This window comes from Pseudomonas trutticola BRTCR10, from assembly GCF_056155105.1.
The window spans coordinates 4529808-4548913 of sequence record NZ_CM149552.1; the positions used below are offsets into that span (position 1 = coordinate 4529808).

The 19106-nt window shown below is 59.8% G+C and carries 19 protein-coding genes; 13 read left to right on the top strand and 6 right to left on the bottom strand.

Annotated elements, in window-relative coordinates:
* Positions 1 to 4: 4 nt before the first annotated feature.
* Positions 5 to 628, bottom strand: coding sequence for a TetR/AcrR family transcriptional regulator (locus ACVVH8_RS20485; RefSeq protein WP_213026179.1), 624 nt, complete (start codon positions 626 to 628; stop codon positions 5 to 7).
* A gap of 183 nt (positions 629 to 811) precedes the next feature.
* On the opposite strand from ACVVH8_RS20485, the gene ACVVH8_RS20490 reads away from it, so the two are divergent.
* The 8 genes from ACVVH8_RS20490 to ppnP all read left to right on the top strand — a co-directional run bounded on the left by ACVVH8_RS20490 (position 812) and on the right by ppnP (position 10079).
* Positions 812 to 2596, top strand: a complete 1785-nt coding sequence (locus ACVVH8_RS20490; protein WP_475225996.1) for an acyclic terpene utilization AtuA family protein — start codon at positions 812 to 814, stop codon at positions 2594 to 2596.
* Between the two features lie 12 nt (positions 2597 to 2608).
* The gene (locus ACVVH8_RS20495) at positions 2609 to 3478 is read left to right on the top strand and encodes an SDR family oxidoreductase (RefSeq protein ID WP_475225999.1); all 870 of its coding nucleotides are present in this window, start codon (positions 2609 to 2611) and stop codon (positions 3476 to 3478) included.
* Between the two features lie 3 nt (positions 3479 to 3481).
* The gene (gene atuC, locus ACVVH8_RS20500) at positions 3482 to 5098 is read left to right on the top strand and encodes a geranyl-CoA carboxylase subunit beta (RefSeq protein ID WP_475226002.1); all 1617 of its coding nucleotides are present in this window, start codon (positions 3482 to 3484) and stop codon (positions 5096 to 5098) included.
* A gap of 30 nt (positions 5099 to 5128) precedes the next feature.
* Positions 5129 to 6286, top strand: coding sequence for a citronellyl-CoA dehydrogenase (atuD, locus tag ACVVH8_RS20505; protein ID WP_475226004.1), 1158 nt, complete (start codon positions 5129 to 5131; stop codon positions 6284 to 6286).
* Complete coding sequence (locus ACVVH8_RS20510; protein WP_475226006.1) at positions 6283 to 7080, top strand: enoyl-CoA hydratase/isomerase family protein; 798 nt, start codon at positions 6283 to 6285, stop codon at positions 7078 to 7080. Before atuD ends, ACVVH8_RS20510 begins: the two co-directional genes overlap by 4 nt.
* Positions 7081 to 7148: 68 nt before the next feature.
* Positions 7149 to 9110 carry an acetyl/propionyl/methylcrotonyl-CoA carboxylase subunit alpha gene (locus ACVVH8_RS20515; protein ID WP_475226008.1) on the top strand — a complete coding sequence of 654 codons (1962 nt, stop codon included), beginning with the start codon at positions 7149 to 7151 and terminating at the stop codon, positions 9108 to 9110.
* Between the two features lie 70 nt (positions 9111 to 9180).
* Positions 9181 to 9723 carry a 3'-5' exonuclease gene (locus ACVVH8_RS20520; protein WP_103304780.1) on the top strand — a complete coding sequence of 181 codons (543 nt, stop codon included), beginning with the start codon at positions 9181 to 9183 and terminating at the stop codon, positions 9721 to 9723.
* 71 nt (positions 9724 to 9794) lie between these two features.
* Positions 9795 to 10079, top strand: a complete 285-nt coding sequence (ppnP, locus tag ACVVH8_RS20525) for a pyrimidine/purine nucleoside phosphorylase (RefSeq protein WP_201237383.1) — start codon at positions 9795 to 9797, stop codon at positions 10077 to 10079.
* A 73-nt stretch (positions 10080 to 10152) separates the two neighbouring features.
* Here the strand turns inward: ppnP and ACVVH8_RS20530 are convergent, their stop codons facing one another.
* Together ACVVH8_RS20530 and ACVVH8_RS20535 are read right to left on the bottom strand one after the other, a co-directional pair.
* Positions 10153 to 10959: an MOSC N-terminal beta barrel domain-containing protein gene (locus tag ACVVH8_RS20530; protein WP_315445888.1), complete on the bottom strand. Its 807-nt coding sequence runs from the start codon at positions 10957 to 10959 to the stop codon at positions 10153 to 10155.
* A gap of 212 nt (positions 10960 to 11171) precedes the next feature.
* A complete protein-coding gene (locus tag ACVVH8_RS20535) occupies positions 11172 to 12107 on the bottom strand; it encodes a chemotaxis protein CheV (protein WP_003226705.1) in 936 nt (311 codons plus the stop codon).
* Positions 12108 to 12560: 453 nt separating this feature from the next.
* On the opposite strand from ACVVH8_RS20535, the gene ACVVH8_RS20540 reads away from it, so the two are divergent.
* The 3 genes from ACVVH8_RS20540 (at position 12561) to ACVVH8_RS20550 (ending at position 15065) form a co-directional block, all read left to right on the top strand.
* The gene (locus ACVVH8_RS20540) at positions 12561 to 13034 is read left to right on the top strand and encodes a hypothetical protein (protein WP_213026187.1); all 474 of its coding nucleotides are present in this window, start codon (positions 12561 to 12563) and stop codon (positions 13032 to 13034) included.
* A 481-nt stretch (positions 13035 to 13515) separates the two neighbouring features.
* A complete protein-coding gene (locus ACVVH8_RS20545) occupies positions 13516 to 14409 on the top strand; it encodes a sensor histidine kinase (protein ID WP_103304776.1) in 894 nt (297 codons plus the stop codon).
* Positions 14406 to 15065 (top strand): response regulator, encoded by a 660-nt coding sequence (locus tag ACVVH8_RS20550; RefSeq protein ID WP_103304775.1) that lies wholly within the window; start codon positions 14406 to 14408, stop codon positions 15063 to 15065. Before ACVVH8_RS20545 ends, ACVVH8_RS20550 begins: the two co-directional genes overlap by 4 nt.
* On the opposite strand, the gene yegS is transcribed toward ACVVH8_RS20550, so the two are convergent.
* Positions 15049 to 15966 (bottom strand): lipid kinase YegS, encoded by a 918-nt coding sequence (gene yegS, locus ACVVH8_RS20555; protein ID WP_103304774.1) that lies wholly within the window; start codon positions 15964 to 15966, stop codon positions 15049 to 15051. The two genes, ACVVH8_RS20550 and yegS, sit on opposite strands and share 17 nt — an antisense overlap.
* A 315-nt stretch (positions 15967 to 16281) precedes the next feature.
* On the opposite strand from yegS, the gene ACVVH8_RS20560 reads away from it, so the two are divergent.
* Positions 16282 to 16590 carry a hypothetical protein gene (locus ACVVH8_RS20560; RefSeq protein ID WP_103304830.1) on the top strand — a complete coding sequence of 103 codons (309 nt, stop codon included), beginning with the start codon at positions 16282 to 16284 and terminating at the stop codon, positions 16588 to 16590.
* 61 nt (positions 16591 to 16651) lie between these two features.
* Here the strand turns inward: ACVVH8_RS20560 and ACVVH8_RS20565 are convergent, their stop codons facing one another.
* Complete coding sequence (locus ACVVH8_RS20565; RefSeq protein WP_475226011.1) at positions 16652 to 17878, bottom strand: molybdopterin molybdotransferase MoeA; 1227 nt, start codon at positions 17876 to 17878, stop codon at positions 16652 to 16654.
* Positions 17862 to 18401, bottom strand: a complete 540-nt coding sequence (gene moaB / locus ACVVH8_RS20570) for a molybdenum cofactor biosynthesis protein B (protein WP_315445886.1) — start codon at positions 18399 to 18401, stop codon at positions 17862 to 17864. Before moaB ends, ACVVH8_RS20565 begins: the two co-directional genes overlap by 17 nt.
* 80 nt (positions 18402 to 18481) lie before the next feature.
* On the opposite strand from moaB, the gene mobA reads away from it, so the two are divergent.
* Positions 18482 to 19084, top strand: a complete 603-nt coding sequence (mobA, locus tag ACVVH8_RS20575) for a molybdenum cofactor guanylyltransferase MobA (RefSeq protein ID WP_213026190.1) — start codon at positions 18482 to 18484, stop codon at positions 19082 to 19084.
* The last annotated feature ends 22 nt before the right edge of the window (positions 19085 to 19106 follow it).

Here is a 19106-nt window from a genome sequence, read left to right on the forward strand (position 1 = left end):
CGCTTCAACGCTCTTCCAGGACCAGAATCAACGCCTCGTCAGCCAACTGATCAAGGCTCAAACTGCCGCCCGCACGGAACCAGGTGGTGGTCCAGGACAATGCGCCAGTGAGGAAACGTCGGGTAATAAATACATCTCCGCGGATAAATCCGGCGTCCTTGGCCTCACCGAGCACCTGTAGCCAGATGTCTTCATAGACATCGCGCAGGGCGAGAACCCTGGCCTGGCCCTCTTCGGACAACGAGCGCCATTCGTAGACCAGCACCGCCATCGCCTCGCCGCTGCCGCCCATGATCGACTGCAATTCACAGCGAATCAGCGCCAGCACCCGCTCACGCACATTGCCGGCATCGGCCAGTGCTGCGCGCATCAATGCGGTGTTGTAACGGATGGTTTCTTCCATCACGGCACGGAGGATTTCATCCTTGCTCTTGAAGTGATGAAAAATGCTCCCCGACTGAATGCCCACCGCACCGGCCAGATCACGCACCGTAGTGCGCTCATAGCCTTTGTTGCGAAACAGGTGAGCCGCCACTTGCAGCAGTTTGCCGCGGGCGCTGTCCGGGTCGGTCAACTGGCCGTCGTCGACCAATTCGCGCATGACCCTCAGGGCTTTTTGCTCGTCCACCCGTTCTCTCCTACAGTCGATCAGTCTGTTGCCCCCTGAAACCGCAGGGTTGCGCGCAATTTAAGCCGCCGACAGCGACCAAGCAAGCGCTTGGGCAGAAGATATTTCAGCTGTTTACAAACCAAGCGCTTGCTTGGTAGCCTCCAGACACTTCTGTCGCAGGTTCCTGAGTCGGAGATAAAAATGCCAACCACCGTCCGCATCGGATGCGCCAGTGCTTTCTGGGGTGACACGTCGACCGCCGCCGCGCAACTGGTGGACGGCGGACGCCTGGATTATCTGGTGTTCGATTACCTCGCCGAGATCACGATGTCGATCATGGCCGGCGCACGCATGAAGGACCCGCAGGCCGGATTCGCCAGTGACTTCATCGAAGTGCTCACGCCGCTGCTGCCGCAACTGGCCGAGCAGAATATCCGCGTCATCAGCAACGCCGGCGGGGTCAATCCACAGGCCTGTGCCGCCGCGCTGGCAGCGGCGTGCAACAAGGTTGGCGTCGCGCTGAAAATCGCCGTGTTGCTGGGTGATGATCTGCAACCGCAAGTCAAACAACTCAGCGGCATCCGCGAGATGTTCAGCGGCGCCCCATTGCCACCAGTGTGCGTTTCGACCAATGCCTACCTCGGCGCGCCGGGTATTGTCGAAGCGCTGCGCCTGGGCGCCGATATCGTTATCACCGGTCGCGTGGTCGACAGTGCGGTGGTCAGCGCGGCACTGGTGCACGAATTCGGCTGGTCGTGGCACGACTACGACAAACTCGCTCAGGCCGCGCTGGCCGGGCACATCATCGAGTGCGGCGCGCAATGCACCGGCGGTAACTTCACCGACTGGCGCGACGTGCCGGATTACGAGCACATCGGCTTTCCGATCGTTGAAGTCAGCGCCGACAGCCACTTCATCGTCAGCAAGCCCGAAGGCTCCGGCGGACTGGTCACGCCGCTGACCGTCGGCGAACAGTTGCTCTATGAAATCGGCGATCCGCAGGCGTATCTGCTGCCCGATGTGATCTGCGATTTCAGCCAGGTCACACTCCGCCAACAAGGCAAGAACGCTGTGCAGGTGCACGGCGCCAAAGGCCTGCCGCCCAGCGACAAATACAAGGTCAGCGCCACCTGCCCGGACGGCTTTCGCTGCACCGCCAGCTGCCTCATCGCCGGCATCGATGCAGTAGAAAAGGCCCAGCGCGTCAGCCAGGCGATCCTCGACAAGACCTCGGAGATGTTCAGCCAGCGCGGCTGGGCGCCCTACAGCGAAACCCACATCGAGCTGCTCGGCAGCGAAGCCACTTACGGCCCTCACGGCCAGCGCCGCGACAGCCGCGAAGTGGTGATCAAAATCGCCGTGCGCCATCAGAGTAAACAGGCGCTGGTCCTGTTCTCCCGGGAGATCGCCCAGGCCGCTACCGGCATGGCGCCGGGATTGACCGGGATCGTCGGCGGGCGGCCGACGGTTTACCCAGTGATCCAGCTGTTCTCCTTCCTCATCGACAAAAGCGCCTGCACGCTGCACATCGATCTGGCCGGTGAGCGTCATCCCTGCACCCTGCCCTCATTGGCAGCGCTCGACAGCGAAGATTTGCCGATTGCCCAGCAACCGCCGAAACCTCAGGGCCGTGCCGATGCCAGCGTGGCGTTGGTAAAACTGGCCGTGGCGCGCTCCGGCGACAAGGGCAATCACAGCAACATCGGTGTGCTGGCGCGCAAGCCCGAATACCTGCCGTGGATCGCCGAAGCGCTGACCCCGGCGGTGATTGTCGACTGGATGAGCCACGTCCTCGACCCGATTCACGGCCGGGTCGAACGCTGGTATCTGCCCGGCACCCACAGCTTGAATTTCCTTTTGGAAAACGCCCTCGGCGGCGGTGGCGTGGCCAGTCTGCGCATTGATCCGCAAGGCAAGGCCTTCGCCCAGCAATTGCTGGAAATCCAGATCCCGGTGCCGCAGAGCATCGCCGAGCAGCTCGATTAGAGGATGGTGTGCATGGCTTACGCGTCGATATTCAAAGCCGATCTGTTCAGCGGCCAGACCATCATTGTCACCGGCGGCGGCAGCGGCATCGGCCGCTGCACCGCGCATGAACTCGCCGCGCTCGGCGCCAATGTGCTGCTGGTCGGGCGCAAGCCGGAAAAGTTGCAAAAGGTCGCGGCAGAAATTGCCGAAGACGGTGGTCGTGCGCACTGGAAGGCGTGCGATATCCGCGATGAAGACGCGGTGAAACAACTGGTCAGCGAATTGATCGACGAACAGGGGCCGATTCACGGGCTGGTCAACAATGCTGGGGGTCAGTACCCGTCGCCACTGGCCTCGATCAATCAGAAAGGTTTCGAAACCGTGCTGCGCACCAATCTGGTCGGCGGTTTCCTGATGGCCCGGGAAGTGTTCAACCAGTCGATGAGCAAGCACGGCGGCAATATCGTCAACATGCTCGCCGACATGTGGGGCGGCATGCCCGGCATGGGCCACTCCGGCGCGGCGCGCTCGGGCATGGACAACTTCACTAAAACGGCGGCGTTCGAGTGGGGTTATGCCGGGGTGCGGGTCAACGCAGTGGCGCCTGGCTGGATCGCTTCCAGCGGCATGGACACCTACGACGGCGCGTTCAAAGCGGTGATCCCGACCCTGCGTGAACACGTGCCGCTAAAGCGCATTGGCACCGAATCGGAAGTCAGTGCCGCGATCGTGTTTCTGCTCAGTCCGGCGGCGGCATTTATCAGCGGCAGCACGCTGAAAATCGATGGCGCGGCCAGCCTCGGCAGTCGTGCGTGGCCGTTGCACAAGGCGACGCACAGCGAGTCGTTCAATGGTTTTCATCGGGCCTACTTGCCAGATGTCCTCAAGGACAAGGAGTAAGTCATGGCGCAGATCCAGTCCCAACTCGATCCGCACAGCGAAGCCTTCGCCCGAAATCGTGCGGCGATGCTCGCAGCCATCGAGCATGTGCAGCAACTGGAACAAAACCTGCTGAACAAGGCTGCCGAGGCCAAGGCGAAATTCGACCAGCGCGGGCAACTGCTACCCCGCGAGCGCCTGAACCTGTTGCTCGACCCCGGCGCACCGTTTCTCGAACTGGCCAGCCTCGCTGGCTACAAGTTGCATGACGACAAGGACGGCAGCGCGGCCGGTGGCGGGCTGATCGCGGGTATTGGCTACGTCTCGGGCATTCGCGCGATGGTGGTGGCGAACAACAGTGCGATCAAGGGCGGCACGATTTCGCCCAGCGGCCTGAAAAAATCCCTGCGCCTGCAACAGATCGCCCAAGAGAACAAATTGCCGGTGATCACCCTCGCCGAAAGCGGCGGCGCCAATCTCAACTATGCCGCAGAGATTTTCGTCGAAGGAGCGCGCAGCTTTGCCAATCAGGCGCGGATGTCGGCGATGGGCTTACCGCAGATCACCGTGGTGCATGGCTCGGCCACCGCGGGCGGCGCCTATCAACCGGGGCTTTCCGATTACGTGGTGGTGGTGCGTGGCAAGGCCAAGCTGTTTCTCGCCGGTCCGCCGCTGCTCAAAGCCGCGACGGGCGAAGTGGCCACCGATGAAGAACTGGGTGGCGCCGAGATGCACGCACAGGTTGCCGGGACCGCCGAATACCTTGCCGAGAACGATGCCGACGGCGTGCGCACGGTGCGCGAGATCCTGCGCATGTTGCCGTGGAACGAACAACTGCCGTGGCTGCCGGAACCGCAATACAAAGAGCCGCTCTACCCCATCGACGAACTGCTGGGGCTGATCCCGGACGATCCGAAAAAGCCCTACGACGTGCGCGAAATCATTGCACGCATTGCCGATGAATCGGAGTTTCTCGAATTCAAGAGCGAGTTCGATCAGCAGACCGTTTGCGGTCAGTTGAAGATTCAGGGGCGCGCCTGCGGCTTCATCGGCAACAACGGCCCGATCACGCCCAACGGTGCGAGCAAGGCTGCGCAGTTCATTCAACTGTGTGATCAGAGCCAAACGCCGCTGCTGTTCTTCCACAACACCACGGGCTTCATGGTCGGCACCGAATCGGAGCAGCAAGGCGTGATCAAACACGGCTCGAAACTGATTCAAGCGGTGGCCAATGCGCGGGTGCCCAAGCTGACCATTGTCGTCGGTGGTTCCTACGGTGCCGGCAACTACGCCATGTGCGGGCGCGGTCTCGACCCACGCTTCATCTTCGCCTGGCCCAACAGCCGCACCGCGGTGATGGGCGGGGCGCAGGCCGGCAAAGTGCTGCGCATCGTTACCGAAGCCAAGCAGCTCAAGGACGGCCTCGTACCAGACCCGAAAATGCTCGACATGCTCGAACAGGTCACCGCGCAGAAACTCGACAGCCAGTCCACCGCACTCTACGGCAGCGCCAATCTTTGGGACGACGGGCTGATCGATCCGCGTGACACCCGCACCCTGCTCGGCTATCTGCTGGATATCTGCCACGAAGCCGACATTCGCGCATTGCAACCCAACAGCTTCGGCGTCAGCCGGTTCTGACTGCCACGGATTGAAAGGAGAACAATAAAAATGATCTTCACCCCGGAACACGAAGCACTGCGTCGCACCGTCCGCCAATTCGTCGAACATGAGATCAACCCGCACGTCGAGGCATGGGAAAAGGCCGGCCGCTTTCCGATCCACGAGATTTTCCGCAAGGCCGGCGACCTTGGTCTGCTGGGGATTTCAAAACCGGAAAAATTCGGTGGCATGGGCCTCGACTACAGCTACTCGATCGTCGCCGCCGAAGAATTTGGCACCATCCACTGCGGCGGGATTCCGATGTCGATTGGCGTGCAGACCGACATGTGCACCCCGGCACTGGCCCGTTTCGGCTCCGATGAGCTGCGCGAAGAATTCCTCCGTCCGGCGATTACCGGCGAGCAGGTCGGCTGTATCGGCGTCTCCGAAGTCGGCGCCGGCTCGGACGTCGCCGGGCTGAAAACCACCGCACGCAAGGACGGCGACGACTACGTGATCAACGGCAGCAAGATGTGGATCACCAACTCGCCGAGCGCCGACTTCATCTGCCTGCTGGCCAACACCTCCGACGACAAGCCACACATCAACAAGTCGCTGATCATGGTGCCGATGAACACACCCGGCATCAGCCTCAGCTCGAATCTGGACAAGCTCGGCATGCGCAGTTCGGAAACCGCCCAGGTGTTTTTCGACAACGTGCGCGTGCCACAACGCAATCGCATCGGCCACGAAGGCGCGGGTTTCATGATGCAGATGCTGCAGTTTCAGGAGGAACGCCTGTTCGGTGCGGCGAACATGATCAAGGGCCTGGAATACTGCATCGACAGCACCATCGAGTACTGCAAGGAGCGCAAGACCTTCGGCAATGCGCTGATCGACAATCAGGTGATCCACTTCCGCCTCGCCGAATTACAGACCGAAATCGAATGCCTGCGGGCGCTGGTCTATCAGGCCACCGAGCAGTACGTGAAAGGTCAGGACGTCACCCGCCTGGCGTCGATGGCCAAACTCAAGGCCGGGCGCCTTGGCCGTGAGGTCAGCGACAGTTGTCTGCAATATTGGGGCGGCATGGGCTTCATGTGGGACAACCCGGTGGCCCGCGCCTATCGCGATGTGCGGCTGGTGTCGATTGGTGGCGGCGCCGACGAAATCATGCTGGGGATCATCTGCAAACTGATGGGCATCCTGCCGGGGAAAAAGAAATGAGCAGGCTGCCCGATTGCCAGACGCTGTTGCTGGAACTGCATGGCGGCGTGCTGCACATCACCCTCAATCGCCCGCAAAGCCGTAATGCGATGAGCCTGCAGATGGTCGGCGAGTTGCGCGCCGTGTTGGCCGCCGTTCGCGATGACCGCGCCGTGCGGGCCTTGGTGCTCAGCGGCAGTGGCGGCCATTTCTGCGCCGGTGGCGACATCAAGGACATGGCCAACGCCCGCGCCCAAGGGGCCGAGGCTTACCGTGATTTGAACCGGACGTTCGGCGCGCTTCTGCAAGAAGCCCAGCACACGCCGCAAGTGCTGATCTGTCTGATGCAAGGTGCGGTGATGGGCGGCGGGTTTGGTTTGGCCTGCGTCAGCGACATTGCGATTGCCGATCACCAGGCGCAATTCGGTCTGCCGGAAACCAGTCTCGGCCTGTTGCCGGCGCAGATCACGCCATTTGTAGTGCAGCGTATCGGCCTCACCGAAACCCGCCGACTGGCCCTGACCGCCGCACGTTTCGACGGCCATCAGGCGCGGCGTCTGGGGCTGGTGCATTTTGTCGAGCAGGACGCGCAGGCGCTGGCCGAACGGCTGGATGAAGTGCTGCAACATGTCCTGTGTTGCGCGCCACAGGCGAATGCGCTGACCAAGCAGTTGCTGCTGGCGAGTGCCGGGCAGCCGTCGAGTGAGCTGCTCGATGAGGCAGCGCAATGGTTCAGCGAAGCGGTGACCGGTGCGGAGGGCATCGAGGGGACCCTGGCGTTCATGCAAAAACGCAAACCCGGGTGGGCCACCTGACCCTGTGGGAGCGGGCTTGCCCGCGATGAGGCCAGCACATTCACCGTTAAAACTTCAGGAAGATCACCATGCCCGCCATCCACAAAATCCTGATCGCCAACCGCGGTGAAATCGCCTGCCGCATCCAGCGCACCGCCCAGGCTTTGGGCTACCGCACCGTCGCCGTTTTCAGCGACGCCGATGCCGATGCTCTGCACGTACAAATGGCCGATCAAGCCGTGCACATCGGCGCCGCGCCGGTGCAGCAGTCCTACCTGAGTATCCCGAATATCCTCGACGCCGCCTGCCGCAGCGGCGCCGATGCAATCCATCCCGGCTACGGCTTTCTTTCGGAAAACGCCGAGTTTGCCCGCGCCTGCGAACAGGCCGGCCTGACCTTCATTGGCCCGAGCCCCGACGCGATCGAACTGATGGGCAGCAAACGCCTGTCGAAAATCGCCATGCTCGACGCCGGCGTGCCCTGCATCGCCGGCTATCAAGGTGCAGCGCAGGACGACGCGACATTGCTGCGCGAGGCCGAACGCATCGGTTATCCGTTGATGATCAAGGCCAGCGCCGGGGGCGGCGGTCGCGGCATGCGTCTGGTGCACAACGCGGCTGAATTGCCAGCGCAGTTGCGCACCGCACGTTCTGAAGCACTGAACGGCTTTGGCAGTGACGAATTGATCCTCGAACAGGCACTGGTCGAGCCGCGCCATGTCGAAGTGCAGTTGTTCGGCGACCACCACGGCCACCTGATCTACCTCGGCGAACGCGACTGCTCGATCCAGCGCCGCCATCAGAAAGTCATCGAAGAGGCGCCCTGCCCGGTGATGACGGCCGAGTTGCGCCAAGCCATGGGTGAAGCCGCGCTCAAGGCCGGGCGCGCGGTGAATTACGTCGGCGCCGGCACCGTGGAGTTTCTGCTCGATGCGCGTGGGCAGTTCTACTTTCTGGAGATGAATACCCGCCTGCAAGTGGAGCATCCGGTGACCGAGCTGATTACCGGGCTCGATCTGGTCGCGTGGCAAATATCGGTTGCCGAGGGCTTGCCTCTGCCCCTGACCCAGGAGCAAGTCCAGCTCACCGGTCATGCCATGGAGGTGCGGCTGTATGCCGAAGATCCGACGCACGACTTTCTGCCGCAAACCGGCCGCATCGAGGCCTGGGAACCGGCGTTCGCGCACGGTGCGCGTATCGATCATGGCCTGTGCGAAGGTCAATCGGTCAGCCCGTTTTACGACCCGATGCTCGGCAAACTGATCGCCCACGGTGCCACCCGTGAAGAGGCGCGGCGCAAACTGCTGCGCGCGGTGCAAGACACCGTGTTGCTTGGTGTGCAAAGCAATCAGCGACTACTCGAAAGCCTGCTGCAACATCCGCAGTTCATCAGCGGCGATTTCAACACCGGGTTCATCGCCCAGCATTTCAGCGATCACCCGTGCCTGCACACCTACACGCCGAGCGCTGAAGAGCTGGCCATCGCCGCTGCGCTGTTTTATCTGGCCTCCGCGCAACAGCATCGCGCGCCGTTGAGCCACTGGCGCAACAACGCCAGCGTGCCGCTGCACTATCGGCTTGGTGTTGATGAACAAAACTGGAGTGTGCAACTGCTCAAGTGCCCGGGCGATCTGATTCAGGTGCAAATCGCTGGCCGCACCTTCGAATTGAAGCTCATCGATCACAACGCCACCTCGGTAACGCTGGAAATAGACAGCCTGCGCCAACGTCATGCCTATCGCCACGACGGCGGGCACCTGTGGCTGTTTACCCATCCCGGCAGCCTGCGCCTGGAGGATCGAACTCATGCCGTGATCGGCAGTCAGACCAGCGTCAGCTCCGGCACCTTGAAGGCGCCGATGGACGGTGCCATCGTTGATGTACTGGTCAGCGAAGGCAGTCCGGTCAGCAAAGGTCAGTTGCTGGTGGTGCTGGAGGCAATGAAAATGGAGCACCCGCTCAAGGCCGGCATCGACGGCGTACTCAAGCGGGTGCAGGTCAAGGTCGGCGATCAGGTAAAAAATCGTCAGGTTCTGTTGCAGGTCGAGTAGTCATCCAGGCGCAAACGCAGGGTTTGACTACGCTCTGAATAATCAGAACGCGGAAATCAGGAACCCTGCGATGCCCCACTGGCTGGTCATTGATCTGGAAGCCACCACCGACGAGGGTGGCTGGCCGGTCACGGAAATGGAAATTATCGAGATCGGTGCCACGCTGGTCGATCGCGCCGGACGCGAGCAGGACCACTTTCAACGTTTCGTCAAACCGACACGACGGCCGTTGCTGACGCCCTTCTGTCGCGAGCTGACGCACATTACCCAGGCCAATATCGATACGGCGCAGCCCTTGAGCGAAGTCTGGCCGGCATTCGAGCGCTGGCTCGCTCAACATCAGACGCGCCTTGAGGGCTGGGCCAGTTGGGGCGATTACGACCGCAGGCAGTTACTTCAGGAATGGCAGCGGCTGCAACTCGACAGCGCACTGAGTCGAGTGCCCCACATGAACCTCAAGCAACGTTTCGCCAAGGCCCGGCGCCTGGAGCGGCCGCTGGGGCTCAACGGCGCACTGCAACTGGCGGGGATGCAGTTCAGCGGTCAGCAACATCGAGCGCTGGAGGATGCCCGCAATACCGCGCGGTTGCTGCCGCTGGTTCTGCCGCTTTAGGGGCGTGACGGCGCCAAAAGCCTTGTGCATACTGGCCGCCCCACTTTTTAGCCCTTTTCGAGGAATCGCCCATGTTTAAAGTCAACGAGTACTTCGACGGCACCGTCAAGTCGATCGCCTTTGGCACGCCTGAAGGTCCGGCAACCATCGGCGTCATGGCCCCGGGCGAATACGAATTCGGCACCAGCCAGCGTGAAATCATGCATGTGGTGTCCGGCGCCCTGACCGTCAAACTGCCGGACAGCAGCGACTGGGAAACCTTCGCCGCCGGCAGCCAGTTCAACGTCCCGGCCAACAGCAAGTTTCAGCTGAAAGTCGCCGTCGACACCGCTTACCTGTGCGAGTACCGCGGCTAAACCCACGGCTTTCATCGCACCAAAAAAAATGCCCGTGTCCAACGACACGGGCATTTTTTGTTTGAGCGACGGCTTACTCGAGAATTTCTACCGGCATCCCGACCTCAAGACGACCGTTGCGGTCGTTCACCAGGTTCTGCCCGAACATCGCCCCGTCCGCTTGGGCGCGCGTCTTCTGCAACGTCGCCAGCGGTTCGCGATCCGCACTGCGCTCACCGGTTTGCGGGTCGATGGTGGTGAGAATGCAGCGTGAGCACGACTTGACCACGCGGAACTCGACATCGCCAATGCGAATACGCTTCCAGCCATCCTCGGCGTAGGCCTCGCTGCCCTCTATGACCAGATTCGGGCGGAAACGCAGCATTTCCAAAGGACGTCCGACCTTTTGCGAAAGATCCTGTAGCGACGCCTCACCAATCAACAGCAATGGGAACCCATCGGCGAACGCGACCTGATCGTCATCGTTTCCGTAACCCGCTTGAGTCATACGCGCACGATCCAGCGGCACTTGCACCAGGCGGGTCGGTTTACCGATGAAGTCGCTGACCCAACGGGCCGCTTCATCGCCAGCGTCAGGGACACGCAAGGTGTCACGCCAAATGGTCACGCCACGCAGTTCGGCATCGTCGCCGGGCAAGGCGATTTCGATTGAAGCCTGTTCCGGTGCGCTCAGAGTCAAACCGCCCTGAGCATTCCACAGCGCCGATAACTGGCTCATTTTCGCTTCGGCGCGTTGGGTCAGAAAACGGCCACTGGCTTCATCCACCAGCATCCAGCGTCGATCGCCCTCAAGCCCCAGCTTGTCCAGGCCGATGCCTTGCAGAACCTCGCCTTTGCCGGATTTCAACGGGTAACGATAAAGCGCGCTCAGACGCAGCATGGCCAGCTCCCTGACGGACAAAAACGCCACCCTATACGAGCTTTATCGGCGAATCAAAGGCTGAGTGAATCCACTAGAAGATGAACACCCGTGGCGAGGGGATTTAACCCCCAATGGGTTGCGGAGCAGCCCCTCTTTCGATTTCAAGAAAGGGACCACTCCGTAGCGCATCGGGGATAAATCCCCTCACCACAAGGTAATTGCAGCAGGTATCAGGCCGGCACTTCGTCGAGCATCAGACGCTGACGCACCACGTCGACCAGTTTGTCCGGCTGGAATTTGGAGAGGAAGTTGTCACAACCGACCTTCTTCACCATCGAGTCGTTGAAGCTGCCGGACAACGAAGTGTGCAGTACCACGTACAAACCACGCAGGCGCGGGTCGTTACGGATTTCGGTGGTCAGGCGGTAGCCATCCATTTCCGGCATTTCCGCGTCGGTGAACACCATCAGCAGTTTGTCGGTCATGTTCACGCCGGTGTCGGCCCAGGCCTTGAGCATGTTCAGCGCCTTCAGACCATCGCTGGCAATGTGCATTTTCACGCCGAGCTGGCCGAGGGTGTCGCGCAATTGCGACAGTGCCACATTGGAGTCATCCACCAGCAACACCTCGCGACCACGGGCGCGCTCCAGCACCGGATCATCCAGCTTGTCGCGCGAGACCTTGGCGTTGTACGGGACGATTTCGGCGAGGACTTTCTCGACGTCGATGATTTCCACCAATTGATCGTCGACTTTGCTGATGGCCGTCAGGTAGTGCTGGCGGCCAGCGCTGGTCGGCGGCGGCAGAATGGCTTCCCAGTTCATGTTGACGATGCGGTCTACGCCGCCGACGAGGAATGCCTGCACCGAACGGTTGTATTCAGTGACGATGATGGTGCTGTTCGGGCCCGGCACCAGCGGACGCATGCCGATTGCCTGGGACAGATCGATCACCGGCAAGGTCTGCCCGCGCAAATTGACCACACCGCAGACAAACGGGTGACGCTGAGGCATCAGGGTCAACTTCGGCAGTTGCAGCACTTCCTGAACCTTGAACACGTTGATCGCGAACAATTGGCGCCCGGCCAGTCGGAACATGAGAATTTCCAGGCGATTCTCACCCACCAGTTGCGTGCGTTGGTCTACCGTGTCGAGAATGCCGGCCATCAATGACTCCTGGGCTTGTTCTGATGAATTCACTAGAAAGGGTTATCGGCTGCGCGTAGCGAATCTTGATCCCCGCAAAGTTCGCGATCAAAATGCCATATGCGGGCATTGATGTCACATTAACATCATGCTTTACTGGCCCCGTGATTTTCATCTGCTACAGTCTTTGCGGCGCGACCTCGGTTTGCACGGTAGGTTCCCGCGTCTAAGGGATTCCCCTAGTAACAATCAGGCCCAACCTGATATTCGCAATATCCAATAGCCATTAATGTGACGCCATTCTCATTGCATGAACGGAGTCAGGCTATTGTGTGCGATCGCAGTTCAGCGGAACCAAACCCTCTGCAACCCCTCAGCCTGTGCACCTGCACGCCTGGGCGCGATCTCCCGTCGATCCATGATCGTCGCCACACACGGCATTCCCTCATCAGACATGACGGTGTGGAGATAAGCATGCCAATCGACCGTAAAGAGTGGGCGCAACGCTTCCCCGAATTTCTTGTCGAGGCTGAAACGCTCCTGGCGAAGTCCGAAGAATGCCTCAGCCATCTGCAGTTGATCAGCAACGACAAGGACGCCATCGACTGCATGCTCAGCACCCTCCTCAAGCTTGCAAGCCGGGCTGAAGCCCTGGCGCTGGAGGCGATTTCCGAGTTCTCCCTGCACATTTACGGCTTGCTCAATCTGGCACAGGATCACGTCGACCTGCATGAACAGGCCCTGACTGCCTTGAAGGACTGCTTCACACTGATGGCCTGGCAACTTGAGCTGGTGGATCAGAGCACCGGACAATTAAGCCTGGATGACAGTGAACAGACCTCGCTGATCGAAGCCTTCGCCTTTCAGGTTGGTCAGCCTCAGTTTCAGCCTGCGCTCACACCCAAACGTTTGCCACTGCTGTCCTACCCTTCGGAACGGCAGGCCTGAATCGGCACGTATCGAGGGGCGCGAAACACCACCACTGCATGTCGTATTTGAATAGTTCATACCTGCCAGCGACAAATCGAATTAAATAATCTCACCTGACAGCAACGGATATTTCCAGCCGGGCTCAGGGTTTGCCTGTGTCCAAAGAGTACAACTTCAGGCAATGTCGATATCTGTCGAACACAATAAATCGACTTTTTTCCATTATGGAACTCACGTCCAATATGGCTTGAGTCCTGACCCACTGGACATATATAGCAAACGCGACCAACGGTATCTTAAGTGGTATTATGCCGCCCACTAATTGCTCTCATATTAATGGCACAGTGATTTCAGACATAGGCATCGGTTGAAGTTGGCGGTGGAATACATTCACTGAACCACGTTGAAACCAATAACATAATTGACAGCATTTTCAGACAGAGACTCGCCTGCCACCGGCCGGTCTGCCCGCAGCGAACATCCATTGGCTCCATCCGTTATGTACGCCAGCCTCAAGTCAATCACTACATGGCCACCCTCCCGGGAAAACGCACGCCGGTTCACACTCATAATGTGTGTCGCGGCAACGCTTGGCAGCTTGCTGACCTATGGTTTTTCCGCGCAGCTTTGCCTCGGGTTGCTGCTGTTGAACATCGCCGCCACTGCCTGCGTCTGGGTGCAATATCGGTTGTCGCGCAAATCGATCAAGTTCCAGCCACAGGAACTCGCTGACCGTTTGCTGGAAGTTCAGGAAAACGAGCGCCATCGACTCAGCCGCGAGTTGCACGACGATATCGGTCAATTGCTGACGGCGGCCAAGCTGCAGAGCGACTGGCTCAAGCGACGCATGCCGGAAGATCTGCAGGAACACTGCACGGCGCTGTGCGAAACACTTGAAGAAACGCTGAACAAGGTGCGCGACGTTTCAGCCATCCTCAATCCACGCCAGTTGACCAGCCTGGGTCTTGAAGCCAGCCTGCGTGCGCATCTGCTCAAGACATTGACCAACACCAGCGTGCACTGGAGCCTCGATTGCCAGCAGCGCCTCAACGGCCTCCCGGAAGAAATGGCGGTCGCCGCCTTTCGTATTACTCAGGAGGCCGTTACCAATATCCTGCGTCACGCGCAGGCGAAGAATCTGCTGATACGCGTGCAACGCCTGCCAAAGGGCCTGACATTGCTCATCAGCGACGACGGGCAGGGATTTGCCCCGGCGGCTAATCCGGGTCGCGAAGGACAACGTGGCATGGCCGGGATGGCTGAACGAATCGAACAATTGGGCGGCACCCTGAGCGTTATCAGCGAGCCGGGCAAAGGCACACAAATCGAAGCACTTTTCCCCTGGGCGCCCCGTGCACTCGAGCGGGCCAGTACGAATAAGGTTATGCGTTGACTTGTAACTTACTCCTGGTGGATGACCACTCGCTGATCAGGGCCGGCGTGCGCGCTCTGGTACTGGATATTCCCGGTTACGCGGTGATTGGCGAGGCCAATGACGGCTCGCAGCTGCTCGAAATGGTCGAGCAACTGAACCCCGACATCGTGCTGCTGGATATTTCCATGAAAGAAACCGGCGGCCTCGAAGCGCTGCAACGTCTCAAGCGCGTACGTCCGCAGAGCAAAGTACTGATCCTGTCGATGCACACCGACCCGGCGCTGATCATGCAAGCGCTGGAGTCCGGCGCGCACGGTTATCTGCTCAAGGACACCACAGCCACCGAACTCGAACACGCACTCGAAGCCCTGCGCAACAACGAGCGCTACTTGAGTCCGGCCATCGCCCACACAGTGATCAACCAGGCACTGACGCGTAACCAGAAGCAGCAGCCGGAAATCGCCGACTCGCACAACCTGACCGCACGCCAGCTGGAAATCCTGCGCTTGATCGTGCGCGGGAAATCCACCCGGGAAATCGCCAATGGCCTGGGCTTGAGCATCAAGACCGTCGAGACCCACCGCTCGCAGATCATGAAACGTCTACAGATCTACGATGTGGCGGGCCTGGTGCTGTTCGCCGTGCGCGAACAGATCATCAGTCTGGACGATTGACAGCCGATTTAACGCTCAACAGTGGCGAGTCTTTCGGCAGATGGATCTGCAGCGCCGCCGGCCTCGCCTCAAACCGCATGCTGTCGCCTTCCAGCGGTTCACCATCAAGATTGATATAAAGCCCCTCCGCGACTTTGATTTCGACCCAAGGCAAACGGGTCCGGACAAACATGTTGTCGATGCCAAAACCATCGCTCAGCAGACTCTTCAAGGTGCCGACCAGCTCCTGGGGCGCCGGCAGGATACTGATATCCAGCAAACCGTCGTCAGCCAGTGCCTGCGGACACAAAACATGCCCGCCGCCAGCCTGACGGCCATTGCCAATGCCCAATGCCAGCAGCTCGCCGCGCCAGTGGAAATCCGGCCCTTGCAACTCGCCATAAGCGGCATGCAGTTCGCTGAATCGGGACAGGCCAGTGAACAGATAGGCCGCACCGCCCAAAACCTTTTTCAGATCCTCCGACGTATTGGCCGTGACCTGACTGCCGAAGCCGCCGGTGGCCATGTTGAGGAAAATCTGCCCGCCTACCTCACCCAAATCAATGTCACACGCAGGTACGTCCAGCAGCTCGAGCGCTGCTGCCGGTTCCAGCGGCACTCCCGCCGCGCGGGAAAAATCGTTAGCGGTTCCCAATGGCAAAAGGATCAGACTGGCTTTCCTCGGATGTGCCGCGAGGGCTTCGGCGATATCGCGCAAAGTACCGTCGCCGCCGCCGGCAATAATCTTCGTATAGCCATCCGCCAACGCTTGCTCCACCCAACGCTGAGCATCTCCCGCCTCCCAGGTCAGGCGCACCGCCAGCTCCCAGCCTTGCTTGCGTTTGTCCTCGACCGCAGTGCGAACCTCCTCGTTCGCGGCTTGCTTGCCATGCAGAATCAACAGCGCTCGGCGCTCACTCATAGCGTCACTCCCTGAATTGAATCGGTTGATTCATCTTGACCACTGCGGCACGCAAAAAAGCCGCAAAAAATGACAATTAATTCAAGCGCCTGATCGACGCGTCCTACACACCGGTATTTTTTCTTACAAAACATGCGGAATCGGCTTAATTGACCCTGCACGATCATTGGGTCACCGTGCGCTGGCGGTATCAATCATCAATCCAACACCACAAGGACGTGCATGTAATGAGTGGATACACCCCGAAGGCTTTTAAAAGCCCAAAAGATGCAACAGGTCACCAACGTACTTTGGAAAATACCGGTGGGTACTTCCATGCAAAGCCATGAAGCCAGAATGCCAGTGAGTCCGGTTGCCCCTCTCGCCGAGAATCGTGCGAATCACAAGTCCGAATTCAGGAACAGCGCCAAGACCACTGGAGAAGTTGATATGGAACCTCGTGTTATCGAATTGGAGGCTCACCTCAAATACATTCGAAGAGACATGGATGAAGTCCGAAGTGACGTCAAGACGATCAAACACCGCCTCGCCTATTCGGCGGGTGCAACAGCGGTAGTGCTGGTTCTGCTGGGTTGGGTAGCCAACAGCCGATTCGACCAGTTGGTAGCGCTGATCAGCAACTGATCGAATGAAACCGCGCAGGCATCGACCGGATCAGCCGACGCCTGCGTTTGCAAGACAGGACTCAGCCCAGAAGATCACTCAGAGGAATGAAAACCACCTCCTCACCTTCAAGCAGCGTCCTGCCCTCCAGCACTTCCACCAGACCGTCAGCCCACGCAGCACTGCGCAGCACACCCGAGCTCTGGTTGCGGTAGATCGTCGCCCGCCCTTGCTCAAGACGTCCGCGCAAGTATTCACGCCGATTTCCGGCAACAGGCCAGGTGAATCCTGCCGGCACCCTGAACCTCAGAGGTTCGACGTCCTTTACGCCCTGACGGCGCAACAGGTAAGGCCGGGTCAGCAAGGCAAAGGTCACCAATGTTGAAGCCGGATTACCTGGCAAGCCAATGACCGGTACATTGCGGAAATGGCCGAATGTCAGCGGCTTTCCGGGTTTGATAGCCAGTTTCCACAGCGCCAGTTCGCCCTCTTCGCGCAGAGCGATACCGAGGAAATCCGCTTCACCCACCGATACGCCACCGGTGGAAAGAATCAGGTCAACATCCTGCAAGTCACCCAAACGGGCGCGAGTGGTGGCCAGGTCGTCCGGAAGAATACCGGCATCGATCACTTCACAGCCCAGACGCTGCAACCAACTGCACAACACCACCCGATTGCTGTTGTAAATCTGCCCCGGGCCCAGAGCCTGACCTGGCTCGACCAATTCGTCGCCGGTGGAAATCACTGCCACTCGTACCCTGCGAACAACATTCAGCCCGGCGCAGCCCAGCGATGCGGACAAGCCTTGCTCAATCGGACCAAGTCGGGTGCCGGCCGGCAGAATCAGCTCGCCGACCTTTGTTTCCTGGCCTTGCGGGCGAATGTTCTGACCGATCTTCATCGGTTCGATGAAGCGCACACGCCCATCGGCCTGAACATCGGCGTTTTCCTGCATTTCCACGCAATCGGCGCCCGCTGGCACCGGCGCTCCCGTGAAAATCCGCGCACAGGTACTCGGTTGCAAGGGCTCGGGCGATTGCCCGGCGAACACCTTTTGACTGACTGGCAGCGGTTCGCCCTTCCAGTCAGACAAGTTCAGGGCATATCCATCCATGGCGCTATTGGGCCATGGCGGCAGATCCAGAGTCGAAATCAGATCTTCTGCCAGCACTCGGCCCTCGACTTGAGCCAGCGGCAAATACTCGCGCTCGACAATGGGCGTGGCTTCGGCCATTTCCAGCAGACGCGCGAGCGCAACTTCTACCGGCATCAGCGAGCCTGTCTTGCCCGGCTTACCCACGGGATTCACAAGGCGCCGCCTGTTTCAGATGAGGCACGAAATTGCACGGGCGGTGGCGTGCGTCCAGTTGCTCTCCAAGAATGCCATCCCAACCGGTGCGCACGGCGTTGGTCGAGCCCGGCAAACAGCAAACCAGCGTGCCATTGGCCAAACCGGCCAGCGCACGGGATTGCACAGTCGAAGTACCGATATCGGCCACCGAAATCTGCCGGAACAACTCGCCAAACCCATCCACTTGCTTGTCGAGCAGACAGGCCACCGCTTCCGGCGTGCTGTCGCGACCGGTGAACCCGGTGCCACCGGTGATCAGCACAACCTGCACGACATCGTCGGCGATCCAGTTGGCGACTTGCGCACGAATTTTGTAGAGATCATCTTTGAGCAGTACCCGCGCCGCCAGATGGTGGCCGGCAGCCGCCAAACGGTCGACGAAGACCTGGCCTGAGGTATCGGTTTCCAGGGTTCGGGTATCACTGACAGTCAGCACCGCAATATTCAGCGGCACGAAAGGTACATCAGCCTTGGCTTTCATAGGCTCGTCCAGTTGTAGGAGAAACAGCCCGGTGTTATATCACAGCGCCCCATTTTTTCGCCGCCCCTCTGGAGAGTGCCATGACCTTGAATACGCAATTGCCGCCCTGCTCCATTCTGCTTTTGGCAGGCGGACGCGGCCAACGCATGGGCGGTCAGGACAAAGGTCTGGTGGAATGGCAGGGCGAACCGCTGATTGCACATTTACAGCGCAAGGCGCGCCCTCTGACCGATGACTTGATCATCTCGTGCAATCGCAATCGAGAGCGTTACGCGCCGTATGCCGATCAGTTGGTAGTGGATGACCAGGACGATTTTCCAGGGCCGTTGGCCGGCATTCGTGCAGGCCTGAAAGCCGCTCGCCATGGGCATCTGCTGGTATTGCCCTGCGACGTCCCGCGAATCGACGGCGCCCTGCTGCAGGACATGCGTGAAGCCGCCCGACAGAATCCTGAAAAACCTTTAATGTTGCGTCATGACGGGCATTGGGAACCTCTGTTGTGCGTGATTCCGGTCGCCCTGCTTGCGGCATTCGAAGACGCCTGGAACGCCGGTGAGCGCAGCCCCGGACGGATCATGCGCAACCTCGGCGCCACGGCACTGCAATGTCCCGACAATGACCCGCGACTGGCCAACCTCAACACCCCCGAACTGTTAAATTCGCATAACACTGTGTCAGACTGACACCATTCAAGGAACTCTCACG

Coding starts and splice junctions, on each gene's coding strand:
- ACVVH8_RS20490 (WP_475225996.1), top strand. CDS start 812: ATGCCAACCACCGTCCGCATCGGATGCGCCAGTGCTTTCTGGGGTGAC.
- ACVVH8_RS20495 (WP_475225999.1), top strand. CDS start 2,609: ATGGCTTACGCGTCGATATTCAAAGCCGATCTGTTCAGCGGCCAGACC.
- atuC (WP_475226002.1), top strand. CDS start 3,482: ATGGCGCAGATCCAGTCCCAACTCGATCCGCACAGCGAAGCCTTCGCC.
- atuD (WP_475226004.1), top strand. CDS start 5,129: ATGATCTTCACCCCGGAACACGAAGCACTGCGTCGCACCGTCCGCCAA.
- ACVVH8_RS20510 (WP_475226006.1), top strand. CDS start 6,283: ATGAGCAGGCTGCCCGATTGCCAGACGCTGTTGCTGGAACTGCATGGC.
- ACVVH8_RS20515 (WP_475226008.1), top strand. CDS start 7,149: ATGCCCGCCATCCACAAAATCCTGATCGCCAACCGCGGTGAAATCGCC.
- ACVVH8_RS20520 (WP_103304780.1), top strand. CDS start 9,181: ATGCCCCACTGGCTGGTCATTGATCTGGAAGCCACCACCGACGAGGGT.
- ppnP (WP_201237383.1), top strand. CDS start 9,795: ATGTTTAAAGTCAACGAGTACTTCGACGGCACCGTCAAGTCGATCGCC.
- ACVVH8_RS20530 (WP_315445888.1), bottom strand. CDS start 10,959: ATGCTGCGTCTGAGCGCGCTTTATCGTTACCCGTTGAAATCCGGCAAA.
- ACVVH8_RS20535 (WP_003226705.1), bottom strand. CDS start 12,107: ATGGCCGGCATTCTCGACACGGTAGACCAACGCACGCAACTGGTGGGT.
- ACVVH8_RS20540 (WP_213026187.1), top strand. CDS start 12,561: ATGCCAATCGACCGTAAAGAGTGGGCGCAACGCTTCCCCGAATTTCTT.
- ACVVH8_RS20545 (WP_103304776.1), top strand. CDS start 13,516: ATGTACGCCAGCCTCAAGTCAATCACTACATGGCCACCCTCCCGGGAA.
- yegS (WP_103304774.1), bottom strand. CDS start 15,966: ATGAGTGAGCGCCGAGCGCTGTTGATTCTGCATGGCAAGCAAGCCGCG.
- ACVVH8_RS20560 (WP_103304830.1), top strand. CDS start 16,282: ATGCAAAGCCATGAAGCCAGAATGCCAGTGAGTCCGGTTGCCCCTCTC.
- moaB (WP_315445886.1), bottom strand. CDS start 18,401: ATGAAAGCCAAGGCTGATGTACCTTTCGTGCCGCTGAATATTGCGGTG.
- mobA (WP_213026190.1), top strand. CDS start 18,482: ATGACCTTGAATACGCAATTGCCGCCCTGCTCCATTCTGCTTTTGGCA.